Here is a 17,092-nt window from a genome sequence, read left to right on the forward strand (position 1 = left end):
GTAATTATTAGTGCTCTTTTAAACGCCACGATTACAGCTGACAGTAACTATAAAAACATGTTTTGTTTGTCTTAAATAAAGTAGACCTTTGGGTTATGGTTATATAAAGAGCGCTCATTTTACCCAACGAAATTGTGCAAGAGATGTGCCAAGATGAATAAATGATTCTCATGCAAAGACACCCCCTTTACGATGTAGTCGAGTGATCTATTTTAGGAGGGAAAAGGATGCTAGGGCTACTGAAAAGGACCGTTTTGCTCCTAAAGCACAGAAAAATTAAAAACTATCTCCCTATGGAGACTATGCATCAAAACAAGAACAACAACATCAAAGGGTAAGAGCAAAAATTCTGTTTCATAAAACCCCATAAGCAAGGAATTTCCGCATGATCCAAAAAGAAAAATGTGGGGGGAAAAAGTCCTTGAATGGTATTATTATATTTGTGTTTACCAAGCTCAATATTCTTTATCAAACGCTCTCTTCACCACCAAACAATGCATATCAATCATATCTATGTCTTAAGAACTCTATCAAAAAGCTTTTGAAGACAACTCTTTTCCCTCATCCAATGCTCAAGATCTCAAAAGAATATGTGAGGGGGATTTTCAAACAAAAAGTTCAGCACACTTTCATCAATCACCCTATCCTATAAGGAGAGAATATATGTTAGAGCAAAATTATCTATATAAAAATAGCAACACATTAAAAAATAAATATGGTATAAAAGATCCCCAAAAACTGTATACACGCTGTGCCCATGATGCAGCAAGAGCAGCTGTGAATTTTCGTTATGAACCCCTACCACAAAAATTTGATACTGCTTATCTGAAAACAATTCACTGGAGTCTCTTCTACAAAAGTTTTGAGTGGGCAGGCAAAACTCGCGAACAGTCCTTTACATTTGAAGATGGGACCATCGCCCGTATGCCAGCAATGCGCCCTAAAGGTCATGAAGTTCCTTTTGCCATCGGTCCACAGATTCAAAGAGAGCTTAAACAATTAGAACGAATGCTGCATACAAAGAATAATTTACGCGGTTTATCACGCCAAGAATTTGCTGAAAATGCTGCTGAAGTCTTTATGATTCTCAACCATGCACATCCTTTTAGAAAAGGCAACGGACGTGTACAGCGAACGTTTATGGAAAAACTTGGACAGGCCGCTGGCCATCAAATTGACTTTTCTTTTACAACAAAAGAACGCTTAACACATGCCTGTGTTGCCGCAATGCAACAAAATAATCCGCAACCAATGCGGCATCTTTTTGAGGATGTGACCAATCCTCAAAAAGCATTACTTTTAAAAGAATTTATCTCTCATATGAAAAATGCTGGACTTGAAGAAATCAATAACCACATTGTGATTGCAGCAAAAGAAGGTGAAACCTATAATGGCATCTATAGAGGCATGACAAAAGAGGGCTTTATCATCGAGGTTGATGGTGTTTTTGTCGTCGGCGACAAAAATGATCTCTCACCAGAACAAATAAAGACATTACAAAACGGTGCATCTATCTGCTTTGAAAAATCAAATGTACAAAATTTAAAAGACATACTCATTCCAAAAGAAACATTAGCACCTCTCAGTCAAGAAGAATTGTTTGCAAAAGTTTCTGCTGCCCCCCTTATTGAAGCCAGTAAAAAAAACGTTGAACATTTATCAAAAAAAGTTTACGGCAATCCTAAAGTTTTAAACATGAAAATAGAGTTAGTAAATGCGGATCCAAGCTTGGGTCGTGTATTTGCTGAGCACATTGCCCAGCATCCCCAATCAATCTGTAAATTTGCAGGGTTCAAAATGCTTGGCATAAAGAGTCCAGAGCGCAGACAAGCTGAAGAACATATTTCACAGCTTTGTGAAATGTTTAAAAACTATGCGATGACAGTACGACAAACACAGGATACACTTTTAGAAAAACACACAAAAGAACAAAATCGTGTAGGCCAATCTATTGAAAAACCAAATAAAGACTTACAAAACCTTTTTGCCTTACCACCAGAACAACAAAGAGAGGCCTTGTCTCATTCTCCTACACTGCAAAGACAACTCCATGTTTATGCGCGCCAACTACAAAATCGTTTATCAGCAGAAGAACGTCAAGCCATACAGCAAAAAGACCACACAAAACTTTCTTACCTAATTGGTGTATCAGAAAGCAAAGCAAAAGAGATTGCAAACACCTTACAGCTCACCAAAGAAGCACAATGTCAGGTACGATCCCTTAAAATGAGTCGCTCTTCATCAATGGCTCTTACCGGTTAAACAAAAAACCGCTTTGACTTTTTCTATTCTTTGGCGCTTTCATCGCGATCGCGCCAAAATTGTTCTAAAACGTTACAAAAAATCATCCTAAAGAGCTTTGAAAATTTTATTTAACTTATTGATAAAATTTCACAAAAAAACTGTAGAAAAGACATAAATATCGATTACCCTGCTTTATGAATAGCGCAAATCTTTGGAGGTCATTCAATGGATATCTTCCTTTGTATAGAGCGAGCACAATATAAAGGGGGAGAGTGCACCAAAGAGGTTTTCTCAAAATATTGAAAGGAAACGTGCATGAAAAAACACCAGCCATCCCCTTCTACCAATGTAGATGAACTAAGAAGACGTTTTGAACAACAAAATCTAGGAGAATCTGAGACAGAAGCCCTCTACGCAAAAGTGAATAAACCCCCCAAAGAACAGCGCCCTTCTCAACAAGAAGAAACTGTTTATGCATCCCCTAGAACCAAACCAGAAGCCGTCTATGCACCGCAAAGGCCACCAGAAGGTGCTGCAGAAAGTGCCTATGCAACACCACCGCATAGGCCCAATCAAAAACCACTGGTAAGTCCTTATGCAGTAAGTGATGTAACGCAACGCCAATGGCCAGAATACGACATGGTAGGTAATGGAGCACAGGATGGACGAAATCCCCAAAAACAGATGGAGTCCGCCTATGCAGAGATTGATTTTGGTGCACAAGGTGGGCGTTCCCCACAAAAACCGGTAGAATCTATCTATGCAACCGTTGGCTTAGGTGCACGGGATGAGCACGGTCCCTTACAACAAGAAAATCTCATCTACCAAGGGGTTAGTGGCGCAGGAAGAACGACACCTCCTCCACAAACCCCAAAAGATGAAGTTACTTCGAAGCTTTTGAAAGACCAAAATTTTCAGTATGGTGTCATGGAAATTCAAGAACGATGTCAAGTTGTTTATGGTAACCGACATGCTTTAAATGGGCAACTCTCTAAAGTTCTAGAAAATCCTCAAGCTGGAGATAGAATTTTATGGGACCTTGCAGAAAATCCAGAAGGTCCTGGGAAACTTGCCGGTCACAAACTACTTGGGGTAAAAAGCTCAGGTCGCAAAGAAGCTGAAGAAGAATTTCAACATCTTTGTTCAGCCTTCGAAAGACATGTAGTTACTGCACAAAAGCTACACAAGGCTTTTACCCGTGAGCAGGAAAGACAACGTGGTCCTGAAAGAGAAGCAAGCCCAGAAAAGCAGGAACATAAACATCATCACCATCACCGTCGTGGAAAAGAAAGAGAACAGGGTTCTCCAGAGCAGGAAACACAGCGCAGACATAGCCCCAAAACCGAAAAAGGAATGGCGTTTGCGATGTAAGCATGTGTATGTAAAAACACATAAATTTTTGCCTTTCAGCTAATTTCTTGGCGCGATTGTAACAAAGCAATTGCGCCAAGAGCTGTTATGAGATGCAACAAAAAAACATCAAAAAAGCTTCAGAAATTTTGTATAACTTATTGATAAAATTTCACAAAAAAACTGTATAAAAGACATAAATATCAATTACATGAGTTATGAATAGTATAAATCTTTGGAGGCCATTCAAATTAATATCTTTCCTTAATAAAAAATGAAAGGTGGAGAATGCACCAAAGAGATTTTCTCAAAATATTGAAAGGAAATGTGCATGAAAAAAAATAAACCCTCTTCTTTTCCCTCCCCTTCAGTACAAGAACAGATAAACCCCTATGAAGAAGCCACCACAAAAGTGGTATCCCCAGAAAACCTTTCCACAAAATCCACGCCAAGAGATAAAACAGCCTCTTTTAACAGGAGAGAGGTCGAACAAGGATTGTCTGTAAAGAATACTTCTGAAAGACACACCGTAGTTTCCTCACAAAAAACAAAACATTCCCCTTCCTCTCTCGAAAAAGAAGGCCCCTCTGCAACAACAACTATATCCCAAACAACCATAACTCTCTCAGAGGAAGAAATTACAAGATTATTACAACACAGCCGATTAATAACCTCATATAAAGAAGAAATTCAACATTGGTGCGGAATTGTTTATGGCAATCCACATGCTTTACAGAAGAAAACTGAAGAAATTCAAAGAGATCCCTCTATAGGAGAAGGCTTATCATCACAAATTGCAACAAATCCTGAAAGCATTCATAAATTTGCTGGCATGCAAGCTTTTGGTATGAAAAGTAGCGCACGCAAACATGCCGAAGAAGGTCTTTCTACTCTTTGTGGCCTTGTTAATTGTTATGTAGAGGCTATAAAGAATTCAAGAGAGAATTTCTCTATAACTCCACAAGCAGAGCTCAATTTTTATGAAAAAGCACTGGGTAGTGATGCAGTAGCCACCATTTTACAAAGACCATATCACCCTTATTTAAGGAAAGAAGCCCTCTCAAATGATGAAATTGCTGACAAAACGCGACAACATCCTATGGTCAAAAGACACAAAGCACAAATTGACCATTGGTGCGATATAGTCTTTAGCAAATCTGATATTTTGCAATCACAAACTGAAGCGTTGCTTATAAATCCAGCTATGGCAGAAGAGCTCACATGGCAACTTGCGGCCTATCCGCAATCTATTGGGCGTTATGCCGGTGTCAATATGTGTGGTTTAAAAAACAAAGCACGCAAACATGCTGAATCAGGTCTTTCACATCTGCTTGATGCCGTTGACAATTATGCAAACACTATACAACGAGTAAAAGAAAGCTTTTTACAAGTCCAATCCATATCACAAGAACACAGTGAATCATCTGCTGAATTAGCGCAAAACTTATCACGGTCTTCTGAACTGTCTGAAGGTTTAGCGGCAATCAAGCATCCCGAAACCACTGAAGCTTCTACACAGACGCCTGAAAAAGCGCAAGACACGCGATTGCGCAAAGCTGCAACATCAAAAGCAATGGCCTTTGCCAGCTAAAAATGCATAAGTTTGAGTTTTTCATTTTGTTTCTTTGTGCAGTTATCACAAAAAAGCAAAAGAGTTCATACTAAGAGAGTGGAAGATTGTATCAAAAATCTTTCAATAATCATTATAACCAATAATCACCTTAAATGATTGAAAACAAATATCAATCATGGACTATACAAACAACACAAAGCCTTTTGAAATCATTCAATGAGACATTCTCTAAAAAAATTAAAGGTGCGGAATGCACAAAAAGATTTTCAAAGCAAATATTTGAGATAGCTTGAAAGGAAACTTGCATGAAAAAAAGACAACTCTCCCCTTCTGTAGCACGCATGGTAGAAGAATTTCAAAAAAAACATGAACAATCTACAGCAACACCTCCCGCTAGAAACACTCAAAAACCACCTCTTCCCAAACGTCCAGAAAATATCACCCATGCAAGAGTTACTCCACCAAAAACGTCTCACATAAGCAATACAACACAAAGCAATACAACAACCCAAGAAAGCCAAGCAGCTCAGATAAGCGTTACTCCACAAAGACCACCACGTGCAAGAGAAAGGCAACAAAGTAACACAACAACAAAAGAGAACCAAACAGCTCAGGTAAGAGTTGCCCCACAAAGACCACCACGTGCAAGAGATAGAGAATTACTCAACAAAGCAACAACACAAGAGGGAGAAGGAGTATACGCAATACCTGCTCCGCAAAAACCTCCACGTATGAGAGGCAATTCTGTGAAGCAAAAACAACCAGAAGCATCTCTCTACGATAAACCTACGCTACAAAGACAACAACCAACGCAGGCAAAAAACAGGGCGCAAAACCCTACAACAACACAAGAGGGAGAAGGAGTATACGCAATACCTGCTCCGCAAAAACCACCACGTATGAGAGGCAATTCTGTAAAGCAAAAACAACCAGAAGCATCTCTCTACGATAAACCTGCGCTACAAAGACAACAACCAACGCAGGCAAAAAACAGGACGCAAAACAATGCAGCACCACAGGAGAGCGAACCCATATATGCAGAAATGACCATAAAAACACCGCTTCCCACAAAAAAAAGAGAAAGACGTGGTACGATCACTCAAAAAGAGGAAACTATATACACAACGGTTGCTTCAGCAAGAATAAGCACAGCTTTCTCGAAAGAAGAAATAATCTTAAAAATTAGAAATAATCCGTTGGTCCAAACCTGTAAAGACGAAATCAGAACTTTATCTCAAACTGTTTATGGCGACCAAGATATTTTTCAGAAAAAACTTGAAGAAATTGAAAAAAATCCTATCCTCGGAGAAAGTCTTTCATGGCAAGTTGCAGCAAATCCTAAACTCGTTGCAAATTTTGCTGGGAAAAAAATTTTCGGCATAAAAGATCAAACACGCAAAGAGGCTGAAGAAAACATATCATCCCTGTGTCTTGCTCTTGAAAATTATGCTGCGGTTGTAAAGCAGGCAAAAGAAAACATTTTGCATGGACATCTGGCAGGACAGGTACACCATAAGAATTCGCTCGATCTCAAGCAAATAGCTAAAGATCTACAAAAGCCACGCAAAGCTGAACAAGAAGAGACAACTCTTTCACACAAAGAAATTGTACGTAGAGTCAAAAGCAATACAGCAGTCCAATATTGTCACGCAGAAATCGTCTATTGGTGCACAATTGCTTTTGGTGATCCACGTATTTTGCAGTATAGACTTGAAGAAGTGCACAAATCTCCTGCCATGGGAGAAGAGCTCTCATGGCAAGTGACAACACACCCTCACACGTTTGGGAAACTTGCTGGTCGCAATTTTTCTGGCATAAAAAATCAAGCCCGAAAAGAGGCTGAAAATGCTCTTACACGTCTGGGTGAAGCTATTGAAGGTTATGCCGAGGCGGTAAAACATGCAAAAGAGCACATCTTACAAAGCCAAGAAGAAAAACAAAAACGCAATATACAATCTCCAGAACAAGAGAAAAGCATGCAAAGACAGCAAAGCCTCTCAAAACCTCCTCAACATCCTAAACGCCCATCAGCAGACAAACATCAGGAAGCTGTTGAAACTGTCATGCAAACTGAATGGGAGAAGCTTGGTGCTAAACCACGCACATTAACAACACCCCAAAGACCTACCCAACAGACACAAGAGAGCATTTTACCTACTTCTCACACAGAACAAAAACGCAATATACAATCTCCAGAACAAGAGAAAAGCATGCAAAGACAGCAAAGCCTCTCAAAACCTCCTCAACATCCTAAACGCTCATCAGCAGACAAACATCAGGAAGCTGTTGAAACTGTCATGCAAACTGAATGGGAGAAGCTTGGTGCTAAACCACGCACATTAACAACACCCCAAAGACCTACCCAACAGACACAAGAGAGCATTTTACCTACTTCTCACACAGAACAAAAAATGCAAAAAGAGCAAACTGCCGAAAAACAGCAAAAATTATTTACAGCTAAAAAGGCAAGAACTCCTCTCTCGCATAAGGAAATTAGTGAGAAAGTTCAAAGCGACCACTCTGTTCAACGTGCTCGAATAGAAATCTGCAATTGGTGTAATATTGTTTATGGTAACCCATTTATTTTGCAACATAACACTGAAGATGTGCAAAAAGTTCCTGTTTTGGGAGAAGAACTCTCATGGCAAGTTGTAAACCAACCAACCATGTTTGCTCCGCTTGCTGGAAAGAAAATGTTTGGCATAAAAAATCAAGCCCGCAAACACGCTGAAGAAGCTGTTCCGTCCCTATGTGCTGCCATTGATGATTATACCAAAATTGTAAAAAAAGTCAGAGAAGAGATTGTAAAAACATATCAAGAACAATCTATAAAGCTGGATGAAGATATGCAAAAACAACAAAACCTCTCGCAATCTCCTCAATTGCTCGAACACTCACCCAAAAACAGGCATCAAGAACCTGCTGAAAACTCTATGCAAGCAGAAAAAAGCCCACCGAGTGTTCGACCACGCAAAGTTACAGCGTCAACAACAATATCTTTTGCCGGTTAAATCTTATAAGCTTTGATTTTTATCGTATCTCTTGGTGCAATCATTCCACTAAAGATTGCACCAAGAAATACTGTGTAGAGTTATAGCATATCGGCACAAAATATACCTTAATCCAACAAACATAGAGCATTGCACAAGAAGGTTCCCCGACAAAAACCAACACATACTGCTCCATGAAGGATAAAGCGTGATTTTTTGTGTCAAATTTATATGAAAAAAGCCTGCATGAAAAATATAAGGCTTGAGAACATACGCCGTCTTATAAATGAGTACTAAAGAAGGTGAAACTTATACGGGTTTTATGACGAATATTAATGGTACTTGCATCATAGGAAACAAAGAATTTCTCATACCAGAGGGAGTGAAAACATTAAAAATTGGTGTTTCTCTTGCTTTATAGCCTCCTCCTCTCAAGAACAAAAAATGTTTATTCCAAAAGAAACGATAACCTCTCTAATGCATAAAAAAACGACTATGCATGTATAAGATTGAATATTGTTTAAAAAAATAACATCACTGCTTTTTGCTTCTCCCTTACCAACTTTTATGTTGCAAGGGCGCGAAAATAAATGAAACCAGCACATATATGTACATACGAAAAGGTTTTACATCATTTTCAGCATTTGAAATCACTCTACAATAGATCGAGTGCTTTACCATTCTAAACGCTCTATAAACTAGCTTTTTTATGTATCAAAGGCATTTAAAAATCACACTGGCATATAAAGCAATATAATACAGAAACGTACGACCAAGAAACAAAACACTGCAAAAGTAGGAAGTCCCATTGGTGTCTCCATTCCTTTACACTCTTTGCCTAGTTATATTAGCTATATTTTCAAATTAAGTAAAAAGAAACTTTGTTTTTTTATAAATAAAACAACCTTAAAGAATATAGATACCCGCTTATTGACAGAAAGATAAACACCATCATAAAACACTTTAGCTTTACAAAAGAGTATTTATATTAACAAACTGATTAGATTTTTATGATCTAAAAAGGGCTTTATTAATCACTTCTTCTTCATGACAAACCTGATGTATCTTTATGACCTTGATTAAAAAGTTTGCCACTGTTGCTTCCGGAACCCTGATGAGCCGTATTTTTGGCTTTGTACGTGAAATGCTGATGGCAGCAGCATTGGGGACTGGTCCTGTTTCCGATGCGTTCAATGCGGCATTTCGTTTTCCCAATACATTCCGCCGTTTTTTTGCTGAAGGCGCCTTTAATGCAGCTTTTATCCCCCTTTTTTCAAAAAAAATTACCGAAGATGGTCAAGAAACCGCATGCAAATTCGCAGAAGAAGTCTTTGGCGTTCTTTTTTCGCTGCTGTTACTTTTAACCATAGCCATGGAATTAAGTATGCCTTTTTTAGTACGAACGGTTATTGCTCCAGGTTTTACAGAGGATGCCACAAAATTTAACGCCACGGTTCATTTCACCGCAATCATGTTTCCCTATTTAACATGCATGTCTTTAGCAGCAATGATGGGAGGAATGTTAAATGCCTTGCGACGCTATTTTATTGCAGCCATAGCGCCCCTCTTTTTGAATATTATTCTTATTAGCGTACTTGCCTATGCTTGGATCTATCAGCTTGACGCTTGGCATATCGGCTTAAATCTTTCTTGGGGTGTCTTAGCAGCAGGAATCCTTCAACTCACCTTGATCGCGGTTGCTTTGCGTCAAAGTGGCATGAAAATTTTCCTCCGTCTTCCCCATTTTAGCCCCAATGTTCGCAAGCTTCTCACTTTAGCGTTCCCTGCTGCCATCACAGGAGGCATTACCCAAATCAATTTGCTCATCAATACCAACATTGCTTCTAGCCAATCGGGTGCCGTGTCTTCTTTGATGTATGCTGATCGTCTCTACCAATTACCCCTAGGCGTAATAGCAATTGCCATTGCAACGGTTCTTTTACCAGAATTAACAAGGGCTCTACGCAGCAAACAGCACAAAGAAAAGCACAATTTGCAAAATCGCTCTATTGAATTAACTCTGTTGTTAACCCTACCCGCATCCATTGCTTTTTTACTGCTCTCCACCCCCATTGTCAGTTTTCTTTTTGAGCGTGGACAATTTACCAGTCAGTCAACACACCATGTTGCACAGTTGCTTGAACTTTACGGGCTGGGACTTCCAGCCTTTGTCCTAATCAAAGTGCTTATTCCTAATTTTTTTGCCCATGAAGATACAAAAACACCGATGATTTTCACTGGCATTTGCGTTTTCATCAATATTGGTCTTGCTTTAACATTATTTCCTTCTTTGTCAGCACGAGGCATTGTCATTGCCGAAATTACCTCTGGATGGGTCAACACACTGTTGCTTTGTGGTGCACTCATCAAACGCAGCTATTGGAAATACGATGCACAACTGCTAAAACGCATTACATGTTTGATACTCGTCACTGTTTTAAGCATGATAACCCTTCATTATCTGTTTAATGTGCTTGGCTTTTTGTCTTTTCCCTTATCCTCACACGCGCCGTTTTTCTTGCGTGCAAGCACCTTAGCAGGGATAATGCTTGTCATATTCTTGGTATATCTCAGTGCTTATTTTTTACTTGACACGCGCTCCTTTTTCCGCACCCTCAAAAATTTCAAAAAACACCTCTAATATTTTATCTTGCTTTCATAAAAACGCTTTGACACAAAACACAAAATAAACAACCTGACTTAAGAAAGAACTTTTCTATGGGCACCTTTACACCGCTTGTCTTTTCCGGCGTACAACCGAGTGGTAACTTACATCTTGGCAATTATCTTGGAGCCATAAAGCATTGGGTTGAGCTGCAAACATCTTATAATTGTCTATATTGCGTTGTCGATATGCATGCACTTACAGTGAACCCAGATCCACAAACTTTAAGTGCATCAACCAGAGCAGCCACAGCCACTTTTTTAGCTGCTGGTATTGATCCTCAAAAACACATTATTTTCAACCAGTCTCAGGTTTTTCAACATGCCGAACTTGCATGGATTTTAAATTGTATCGCCCGTATTGGCTGGCTCCAACGCATGACACAATTTAAAGATAAAGCAGGAAAAGATCGTGAAAAAGCATCCCTAGGACTTTTCGCTTATCCAAGTCTGATGGCAGCCGATATTTTACTCTATCGTGCCACACATGTTCCAGTGGGTGAAGATCAAAAACAGCATGTTGAACTCACGCGCGATATTGCGCAAAAATTCAATAACGATTATGCTGACCGCATTGCAGATTTAAATTTTGATATTTCAATGCAAATGAATGAGGAAAAAAGACAAGGCTTTTTCCCAATGCCAGAAGCACTGATAGGAAAAACAGCCATGCGTATAATGTCCTTGCGCGATGGTACAAAAAAAATGTCAAAATCAGATCCTTCAGATTTTTCACGCATTAATTTGACCGATGATGCTGATCTTATTGCAAAAAAATACGCAAAGCAAAAACCGATTCCGCCCCTCTCCCCGACACATTGGAAGCTTTAGAAGGACGACCAGAGATTGACAATCTGCTTGGTATTTATGCGGCTTTTGCCCAAATAAGTAAAGAAAAGGCTCTTTTAGAGTTTTCTGGAAAACAATTTTCGCTTTTCAAAACAGCCTTAGCTGACCTTGCCGTCCATAAGCTTGCACCCATAACAGAAGAACTGCGTCGACTGCATCAAGAAAGTGCTTATATTGACTCTGTTTTGCACGATGGTGCACAACGTGCCAGTGCTCTAGCAGAAAAAAATATGAAAAAAATCCGTAAAATCGTTGGATTTTTGCACCATACTTGAAACAACAAAACTAATCGTAAAGAGTACAAAAAGAACACTAGAACACTTCTATATAGGATATACACAATGTCATTATATACAAATGAACAACTCATTAACACTTATCATTTCTAATGATGGTGTGCCTTATATGCGACAAGTTCCAAAAGCAGCACGTAATTTTTATAAAACAAATAAAGATTTATTTTTTAGTGAACAATCCACTGAATTTAAATTGAAAGTTTTTTCAAAGTTAATAAATAAAGCAAGATTAGCACGGTTTTTTGAGGAAAATGTTAATAATCCGCTCAGGATATTTATAAAACAAAATAGTGGTGAAAATATTAAACTGAACAAGGGAAATGGTTTAGAATCGTTATATATAAATCGTGAAGACAAGTATAAAGTTGATAAAAGCTTTGACGCAATTGAATCTGCATTTGAAAATGAATATGGATTGCACCAGCTTTTAAATGATATAATGTTTCAATTTGTTGATTATGATAACGGCGACAGCTATAATCTTACAAAAAAGTTAATTAATTCAGCGATTAACAATGAAAATGTACCATTACAAGCTACACAAGTTATTTATATACCTGATATAAGAGAAATCGAATTAAGTGAGGATAATTATCAACGCGCCATAGCTATAATTAAAAACGTTGTTCAGTTATTACAATTTAAAAGTCGTTTGTATAATGCTGGTTATTTAGTGACAGCTTGTCCAAAAAGGGATCTTGTTCTTATATTTGAAGCCACCGCACAAATATCTAATGATTCATATTCTGCCGCATTAGATGTTGAACCACTAAAATTTGATAACTTTGGTGAAGGAAATGAAGATGTAATAGGGTTAGCATTAAGCTCTAAAGCAATTTCAATACATGATCCTAAAAGAAAAATTAGCAGCAACCTTAATATAAGCACTCTATTTTTAGAAAACTTTTTTTATGTAGAGCAACTAATGACGTTTAATATATCTGAAGTAATGATTGTGTTTAAAGCAGGAGATGAAAATCAAATACAATCAACTATTGAACTTTTAAACGTTAAACAACGTAGAGAATTAGAAAAGGAAGCAGAGTTTAAAGCTTTAAATGAAGAAGTTAATACAAAGGAAAATGAAATAAAGGGATAAAAATTTGGTTAGTTTTGAAATTAAAGAAAAATGAGAATATGATAAATTTTCTGAAAAGATGATGGTATTATACGATTGTATCAGCCATATAATTTTAAAAAATATTAAGTTTCGCTCCATAGTATGATTTTATAATACTTTCTTTCAAAGATTTTCTCATTCAATTTTTCTCTAAAATCGCGCTATCTGAGAAATTTTATCGTAACGTTATAAAAAGAACTTTTATTGAAATATTTGAACAAGGTTGATTTGAAATATTTTCACTAAAAAAGGAGGAGGAAGCACATGGCTTCTAAGCGAAAAAATGCAAAAGCAGAGTATAAGCGAAAAATTTTAGTGATTATCGATGAAACACCAGAGTGCCGGCGTGCTGTTGCTTTTGCCGCACAACATGCTAAAAATACCAACAGAACATTAATATTGCTCTGTGTTGTTGACAGCATAGAATTTCAACATTTTCTGGGTGTAAATAATATTATGCGTACGGAATCAACGCAAAGTGCTCATAAAGTGTTGGGAGAAATTGCTAATGATGTACGCACCACACATGACCTTGAAACAGAAATTGTTATGCGTGAAGGTAAGACAATTGATGAAATTGCCAAACTGATCGACGAAGATAAGGAAATAGCACTTATTGTTTTAGCAGCCAGTGAGCATGCAGAAGGGCCAGGACCGCTTATCCAACTCATCGGTAATCGGGGAACAGCTTTTTCAATCCCCGTCACCGTCATTCCGAGCAATCTTGCGGATGAAGATATTGAATCTATTGCCTAGATACATATTCTATATTCAATGATCATTTTCATCCCTAACCATAGAAGAAAAATGTATGTTTATTCAAACTGAAACCACACCAAATCCTGCAACACTGAAATTTCTGCCAGGACGTGTGGTCCTTTCCGAGGGCGTGTTAGAATTTCGCGATCGCGAAGAAGCTGTTAAAAATTCGCCTTTAGCTGCTAAACTGTTTAATATTCCAAATGTTAACGGTGTCTTTTTGGGCTATGATTTTATCACCGTAAGCAAAAAAGAGGGAGAATGGCAACATCTTAAACCGGTCATTTTAGGCACGATTATGGAACATTTTTTGTCCAATGACCCAGTTATTACCACCAACGCGACGACACAAGCGCAAACCCACGCCCTTAACGAAGAGTTTTATGACGAAAAAGATGCTGATATCGTCTTAACAATTAAAGAACTCCTCGAAACGCGTATTCGCCCAGCCGTTGCCAATGATGGTGGGGATATCACTTTTCGCGGATTTGAAAATGGTATTGTTTATCTCAATATGCGGGGATCTTGCGCTGGATGCCCCTCTTCAACTGCAACGCTAAAACATGGTATTGAAAATCTTTTACGGCATTTTATTCCAGAAGTTTTAGGTGTTGAAGCCATGCCCCAATAAAAAATGAAAAAAATGAAAAAACCTTCTTCAGAAGTAATCTCAAGCACATGCAAATGCATTTCGCCAAACAAGAAAGCGCGCTACAAACTATACGCCAACTAAATTTTCTTAACAAATTCTGACTTTAGACCGATCTGACCAATCCCAGGGATCTTACAGTCAATATTATGATCTCCATCCACAAGGCGAATATTTTTCACCTTAGTCCCACTTTTGAGAACGGATGCAGCACCTTTTACTTTAAGGTCTTTCACCACCATAACGCTATCCCCGTTGGTCAAAACCTGACCATTGGCATCATAAATAATGTCGGAAGGAAAAGCATCTTCACTCTTTTGTGGCCATTCATATGCGCATTCAGGACACACAAAATTTTCACCTTCTTCATAAGTATAAAGGCCACCACAGTGAGGACATTTAGGATATTGGCTCATATATTTGCCTCTTTTGTTCAAAAAATCATTCCTTTAAGCGGTCATAGAGCAATATGTACACATTGTCTATTGTCTCACAAAAAACATCTGACTTTTTCTCATCTCATCCCTGCCCCTGTGATACCGTATAATAAAAATCCCATTGGGCACCATCATCTTTACGTTTATGAAAATACTAACCGCTACACGCACACGCACTACCCTTGCAGATCACAAGTGAGGTTGAGGTATAGAAAAAACTCCTTACGAGAACCCTAAAATCTGAACACGAAGATTAACCCATTATAAATGAGCCCATACTATAGGTATCCTAAAAATTCCGGGAGATTTTGCCATGTCCAGGTGCTCTCAGCACTAAAAGCAAAATGCTGATTTGAGTTCAGTTTTAGACTCCCGGAATACCAATGCGAGGGCGCTCGCAACCGGCGGGGGACTCTAAAGTGCAAGTAAAAAATCCTCTCAACTACATTTTGCAAGCAAGAAAATTACAATTTTCTCGTCATTGTTTATTTGATAAGAAACGCGGTACCTCTCATGAGAAACATTGTACGTTAAGAGACATTGTTTTCATTTTTATTGTAAATCCCCTGAAATTCCTTTATTACTTAAAAGGTGATTTTGGTCGCATACGCAACGACCAATAGGGAACTGAAAACCCTAAGCTCTAGCGTAAAAATAAACCCACTCTGTGGGTATCCCGGAATTCCGGGAGATTTTGCTATGTCCAGGTGCTCTCAGCACTAAAAGCAAAATGCTGACTAGAGCTCAGTGTTTTCAGACTCCCGGAATACTCATGCGAGGGCGCTCGCAACCGGCGGGGGGCTCCAAAGTGCAAACCAAAACTCTCAACGACATTTTTGTAGGCAAGAGAATTCGTTTTAGGCGAAAAATGTTGAAAATGTCTCAAAAAGAATTAGCGCATGCTTTAAATGTAAGCTACCAACAAGTTCAAAAATATGAAACAGGCTTAAATCGTGTTGCTGCGGGACGCCTGAAAGATATTGCCGATATCCTAAGCGTTCCACTTACCTTTTTCTACGCTGATGTCTTAACAAAACAAGAAACCTCATACCAACATGATGCGCTCATATCGAGCAGAGAGGAATATCTGCTTTTAAAAAGATTTAGAATTTTAACCTCTGTAAAACAAAGAGCAATTTTACAACTCATCGCTGATCAAAATGAAAGTTTTTAACATTATGGAGAGATCTACACTCTCTGTTCAGTAAAAAACGCTGTTTTCATTTTTATTGTAAATCCCCTGAAATTCCTTTATAGTTTAAAAGATGTTTTGGTTGTATACGCAACGACCAAAAGGGGCCTTGAAAACCCTAAAATCCGAGCGTAAAAATGAACCCACTCTGTGGGTATCCCGGGATTCCGGGAGTTTTTGCTATGTCCAGGTGCTCTCAGCACTAAAAGCAAAAAGGCTGACTCGGATTCAGTATTTTCAAGCTCCCGGAATACCAATGCGAGGGCGCTCGCAACCGGCGGGGGGCTCTAAAGTGCAAACCAAAACTCTCAACGACATTTTTATAGGCAAGAAAATTACAATTTTCTCGTCATTGTTTATTTGATGAGGAACACAACACCTCCCATAAAAAATGATCCGTTAAGAAAGACTGTTTTCATTTTTATTGTAAATCCCCTGAAATTCCTTTATAGTTTAAAAGGTGATTTTGGTCGCATACGCAACGACCAAAAGGGTTCAAAAGCCCTAAGCTCTAGCGTAAAAATGAACCCACTCTGTGGGTGTCCCGGGATTCCGGGAGATTTTGCTATGTCCAGGTGCTTTAAGCACTAAAAGCAAAAAACTGACTAGAGCTCAGTACTTTTGACTCCCGGAATACCAATGCGAGGGCGCTCGCACTCGGCGGGGGGCTCCAAAGTGCAAACCAAAACTCTCAACGATATTTTTGTAGGCAAGAGAATTCGTTTGAGGCGAAAAATGCTAAAAATGTCTCAAAAAGAATTAGCGCATGCTTTAAATGTAAGCTACCAACAAGTTCAAAAATATGAAACAGGCTTAAATCGTGTTGCTGCGGGACGCCTGAAAGATATTGCCGATATCCTGAGCGTTCCACTTACCTTTTTCTACGCAGATGTCTTAACAAAACAAGAAACCCCATACCAACATGATGCGCTCATATCGAGCAGAGAGGAATATCTGCTTTTAAAAAGA

General features: G+C 38.6%; 12 protein-coding genes and 2 pseudogenes. 13 read left to right on the plus strand and 1 reads right to left on the minus strand.

Annotation, left to right across the window (positions count from 1 at the left end):
- Positions 1-107: 107 nt before the first annotated feature.
- The 11 genes and pseudogenes from QWU_RS10520 to QWU_RS00690 all read left to right on the plus strand — a co-directional run.
- Positions 108-280 (plus strand): annotated as a pseudogene (locus QWU_RS10520) (type IV secretory system conjugative DNA transfer family protein); the annotation flags it as partial.
- Positions 281-663: 383 nt separating this feature from the next.
- Positions 664-2,262, plus strand: coding sequence for a BID domain-containing T4SS effector (locus QWU_RS00640; RefSeq protein WP_017195954.1), 1,599 nt, complete (start codon positions 664-666; stop codon positions 2,260-2,262).
- Positions 2,263-2,559: 297 nt separating this feature from the next.
- Entirely contained in the window at positions 2,560-3,615 is a 1,056-nt protein-coding gene (locus QWU_RS00645) for a BID domain-containing T4SS effector (RefSeq protein WP_017195955.1), read from the plus strand.
- 310 nt (positions 3,616-3,925) lie between these two features.
- Complete coding sequence (locus tag QWU_RS00650; protein WP_017195956.1) at positions 3,926-5,185, plus strand: BID domain-containing T4SS effector; 1,260 nt, start codon at positions 3,926-3,928, stop codon at positions 5,183-5,185.
- Positions 5,186-5,472: 287 nt separating this feature from the next.
- Positions 5,473-8,178 carry a BID domain-containing T4SS effector gene (locus QWU_RS00660; protein WP_017195958.1) on the plus strand — a complete coding sequence of 902 codons (2,706 nt, stop codon included), beginning with the start codon at positions 5,473-5,475 and terminating at the stop codon, positions 8,176-8,178.
- 265 nt (positions 8,179-8,443) lie between these two features.
- The gene (locus QWU_RS10455) at positions 8,444-8,578 is read left to right on the plus strand and encodes a hypothetical protein (RefSeq protein ID WP_017195959.1); all 135 of its coding nucleotides are present in this window, start codon (positions 8,444-8,446) and stop codon (positions 8,576-8,578) included.
- Positions 8,579-9,226: 648 nt separating this feature from the next.
- Positions 9,227-10,798, plus strand: coding sequence for a murein biosynthesis integral membrane protein MurJ (gene murJ / locus QWU_RS00670; protein WP_017195960.1), 1,572 nt, complete (start codon positions 9,227-9,229; stop codon positions 10,796-10,798).
- 77 nt (positions 10,799-10,875) lie between these two features.
- Positions 10,876-11,945 (plus strand): annotated as a pseudogene (gene trpS / locus QWU_RS08820) (tryptophan--tRNA ligase).
- Positions 11,946-12,075: 130 nt separating this feature from the next.
- Positions 12,076-13,065, plus strand: coding sequence for a phage major capsid protein (locus tag QWU_RS00680; protein ID WP_144062914.1), 990 nt, complete (start codon positions 12,076-12,078; stop codon positions 13,063-13,065).
- Between the two features lie 285 nt (positions 13,066-13,350).
- Positions 13,351-13,842 carry a universal stress protein gene (locus QWU_RS00685; RefSeq protein WP_006590477.1) on the plus strand — a complete coding sequence of 164 codons (492 nt, stop codon included), beginning with the start codon at positions 13,351-13,353 and terminating at the stop codon, positions 13,840-13,842.
- A gap of 55 nt (positions 13,843-13,897) precedes the next feature.
- Positions 13,898-14,476 (plus strand): NifU family protein, encoded by a 579-nt coding sequence (locus tag QWU_RS00690; protein WP_006590478.1) that lies wholly within the window; start codon positions 13,898-13,900, stop codon positions 14,474-14,476.
- Between the two features lie 98 nt (positions 14,477-14,574).
- On the opposite strand, the gene QWU_RS00695 is transcribed toward QWU_RS00690, so the two are convergent.
- Positions 14,575-14,910, minus strand: coding sequence for a zinc ribbon domain-containing protein YjdM (locus QWU_RS00695; protein ID WP_006590479.1), 336 nt, complete (start codon positions 14,908-14,910; stop codon positions 14,575-14,577).
- Positions 14,911-15,703: 793 nt separating this feature from the next.
- On the opposite strand from QWU_RS00695, the gene QWU_RS00700 reads away from it, so the two are divergent.
- Positions 15,704-16,105: a helix-turn-helix domain-containing protein gene (locus QWU_RS00700; protein ID WP_017195962.1), complete on the plus strand. Its 402-nt coding sequence runs from the start codon at positions 15,704-15,706 to the stop codon at positions 16,103-16,105.
- Positions 16,106-16,762: 657 nt separating this feature from the next.
- On the plus strand, positions 16,763-17,092 hold a 330-nt coding region (locus QWU_RS00710; RefSeq protein WP_017195964.1), incomplete at its 3' end, for a helix-turn-helix domain-containing protein.

This window comes from Bartonella birtlesii IBS 325 (assembly GCF_000273375.1).
Classification (GTDB): Bacteria; Pseudomonadota; Alphaproteobacteria; order Rhizobiales; family Rhizobiaceae; genus Bartonella; species Bartonella birtlesii.

Bases quoted from the DNA above. Each gene is read 5' to 3' on its own strand.
- QWU_RS00650 (WP_017195956.1), top strand. From the start codon at position 3,926: ATGAAAAAAAATAAACCCTCTTCTTTTCCCTCCCCTTCAGTACAAGAA.
- QWU_RS00640 (WP_017195954.1), top strand. From the start codon at position 664: ATGTTAGAGCAAAATTATCTATATAAAAATAGCAACACATTAAAAAAT.
- murJ (WP_017195960.1), top strand. From the start codon at position 9,227: ATGACCTTGATTAAAAAGTTTGCCACTGTTGCTTCCGGAACCCTGATG.
- QWU_RS00660 (WP_017195958.1), top strand. From the start codon at position 5,473: ATGAAAAAAAGACAACTCTCCCCTTCTGTAGCACGCATGGTAGAAGAA.
- QWU_RS00700 (WP_017195962.1), top strand. From the start codon at position 15,704: ATGCGAGGGCGCTCGCAACCGGCGGGGGGCTCCAAAGTGCAAACCAAA.
- QWU_RS00685 (WP_006590477.1), top strand. From the start codon at position 13,351: ATGGCTTCTAAGCGAAAAAATGCAAAAGCAGAGTATAAGCGAAAAATT.
- QWU_RS10455 (WP_017195959.1), top strand. From the start codon at position 8,444: ATGAGTACTAAAGAAGGTGAAACTTATACGGGTTTTATGACGAATATT.
- QWU_RS00690 (WP_006590478.1), top strand. From the start codon at position 13,898: ATGTTTATTCAAACTGAAACCACACCAAATCCTGCAACACTGAAATTT.
- QWU_RS00680 (WP_144062914.1), top strand. From the start codon at position 12,076: ATGCGACAAGTTCCAAAAGCAGCACGTAATTTTTATAAAACAAATAAA.
- QWU_RS00695 (WP_006590479.1), bottom strand. From the start codon at position 14,910: ATGAGCCAATATCCTAAATGTCCTCACTGTGGTGGCCTTTATACTTAT.
- QWU_RS00645 (WP_017195955.1), top strand. From the start codon at position 2,560: ATGAAAAAACACCAGCCATCCCCTTCTACCAATGTAGATGAACTAAGA.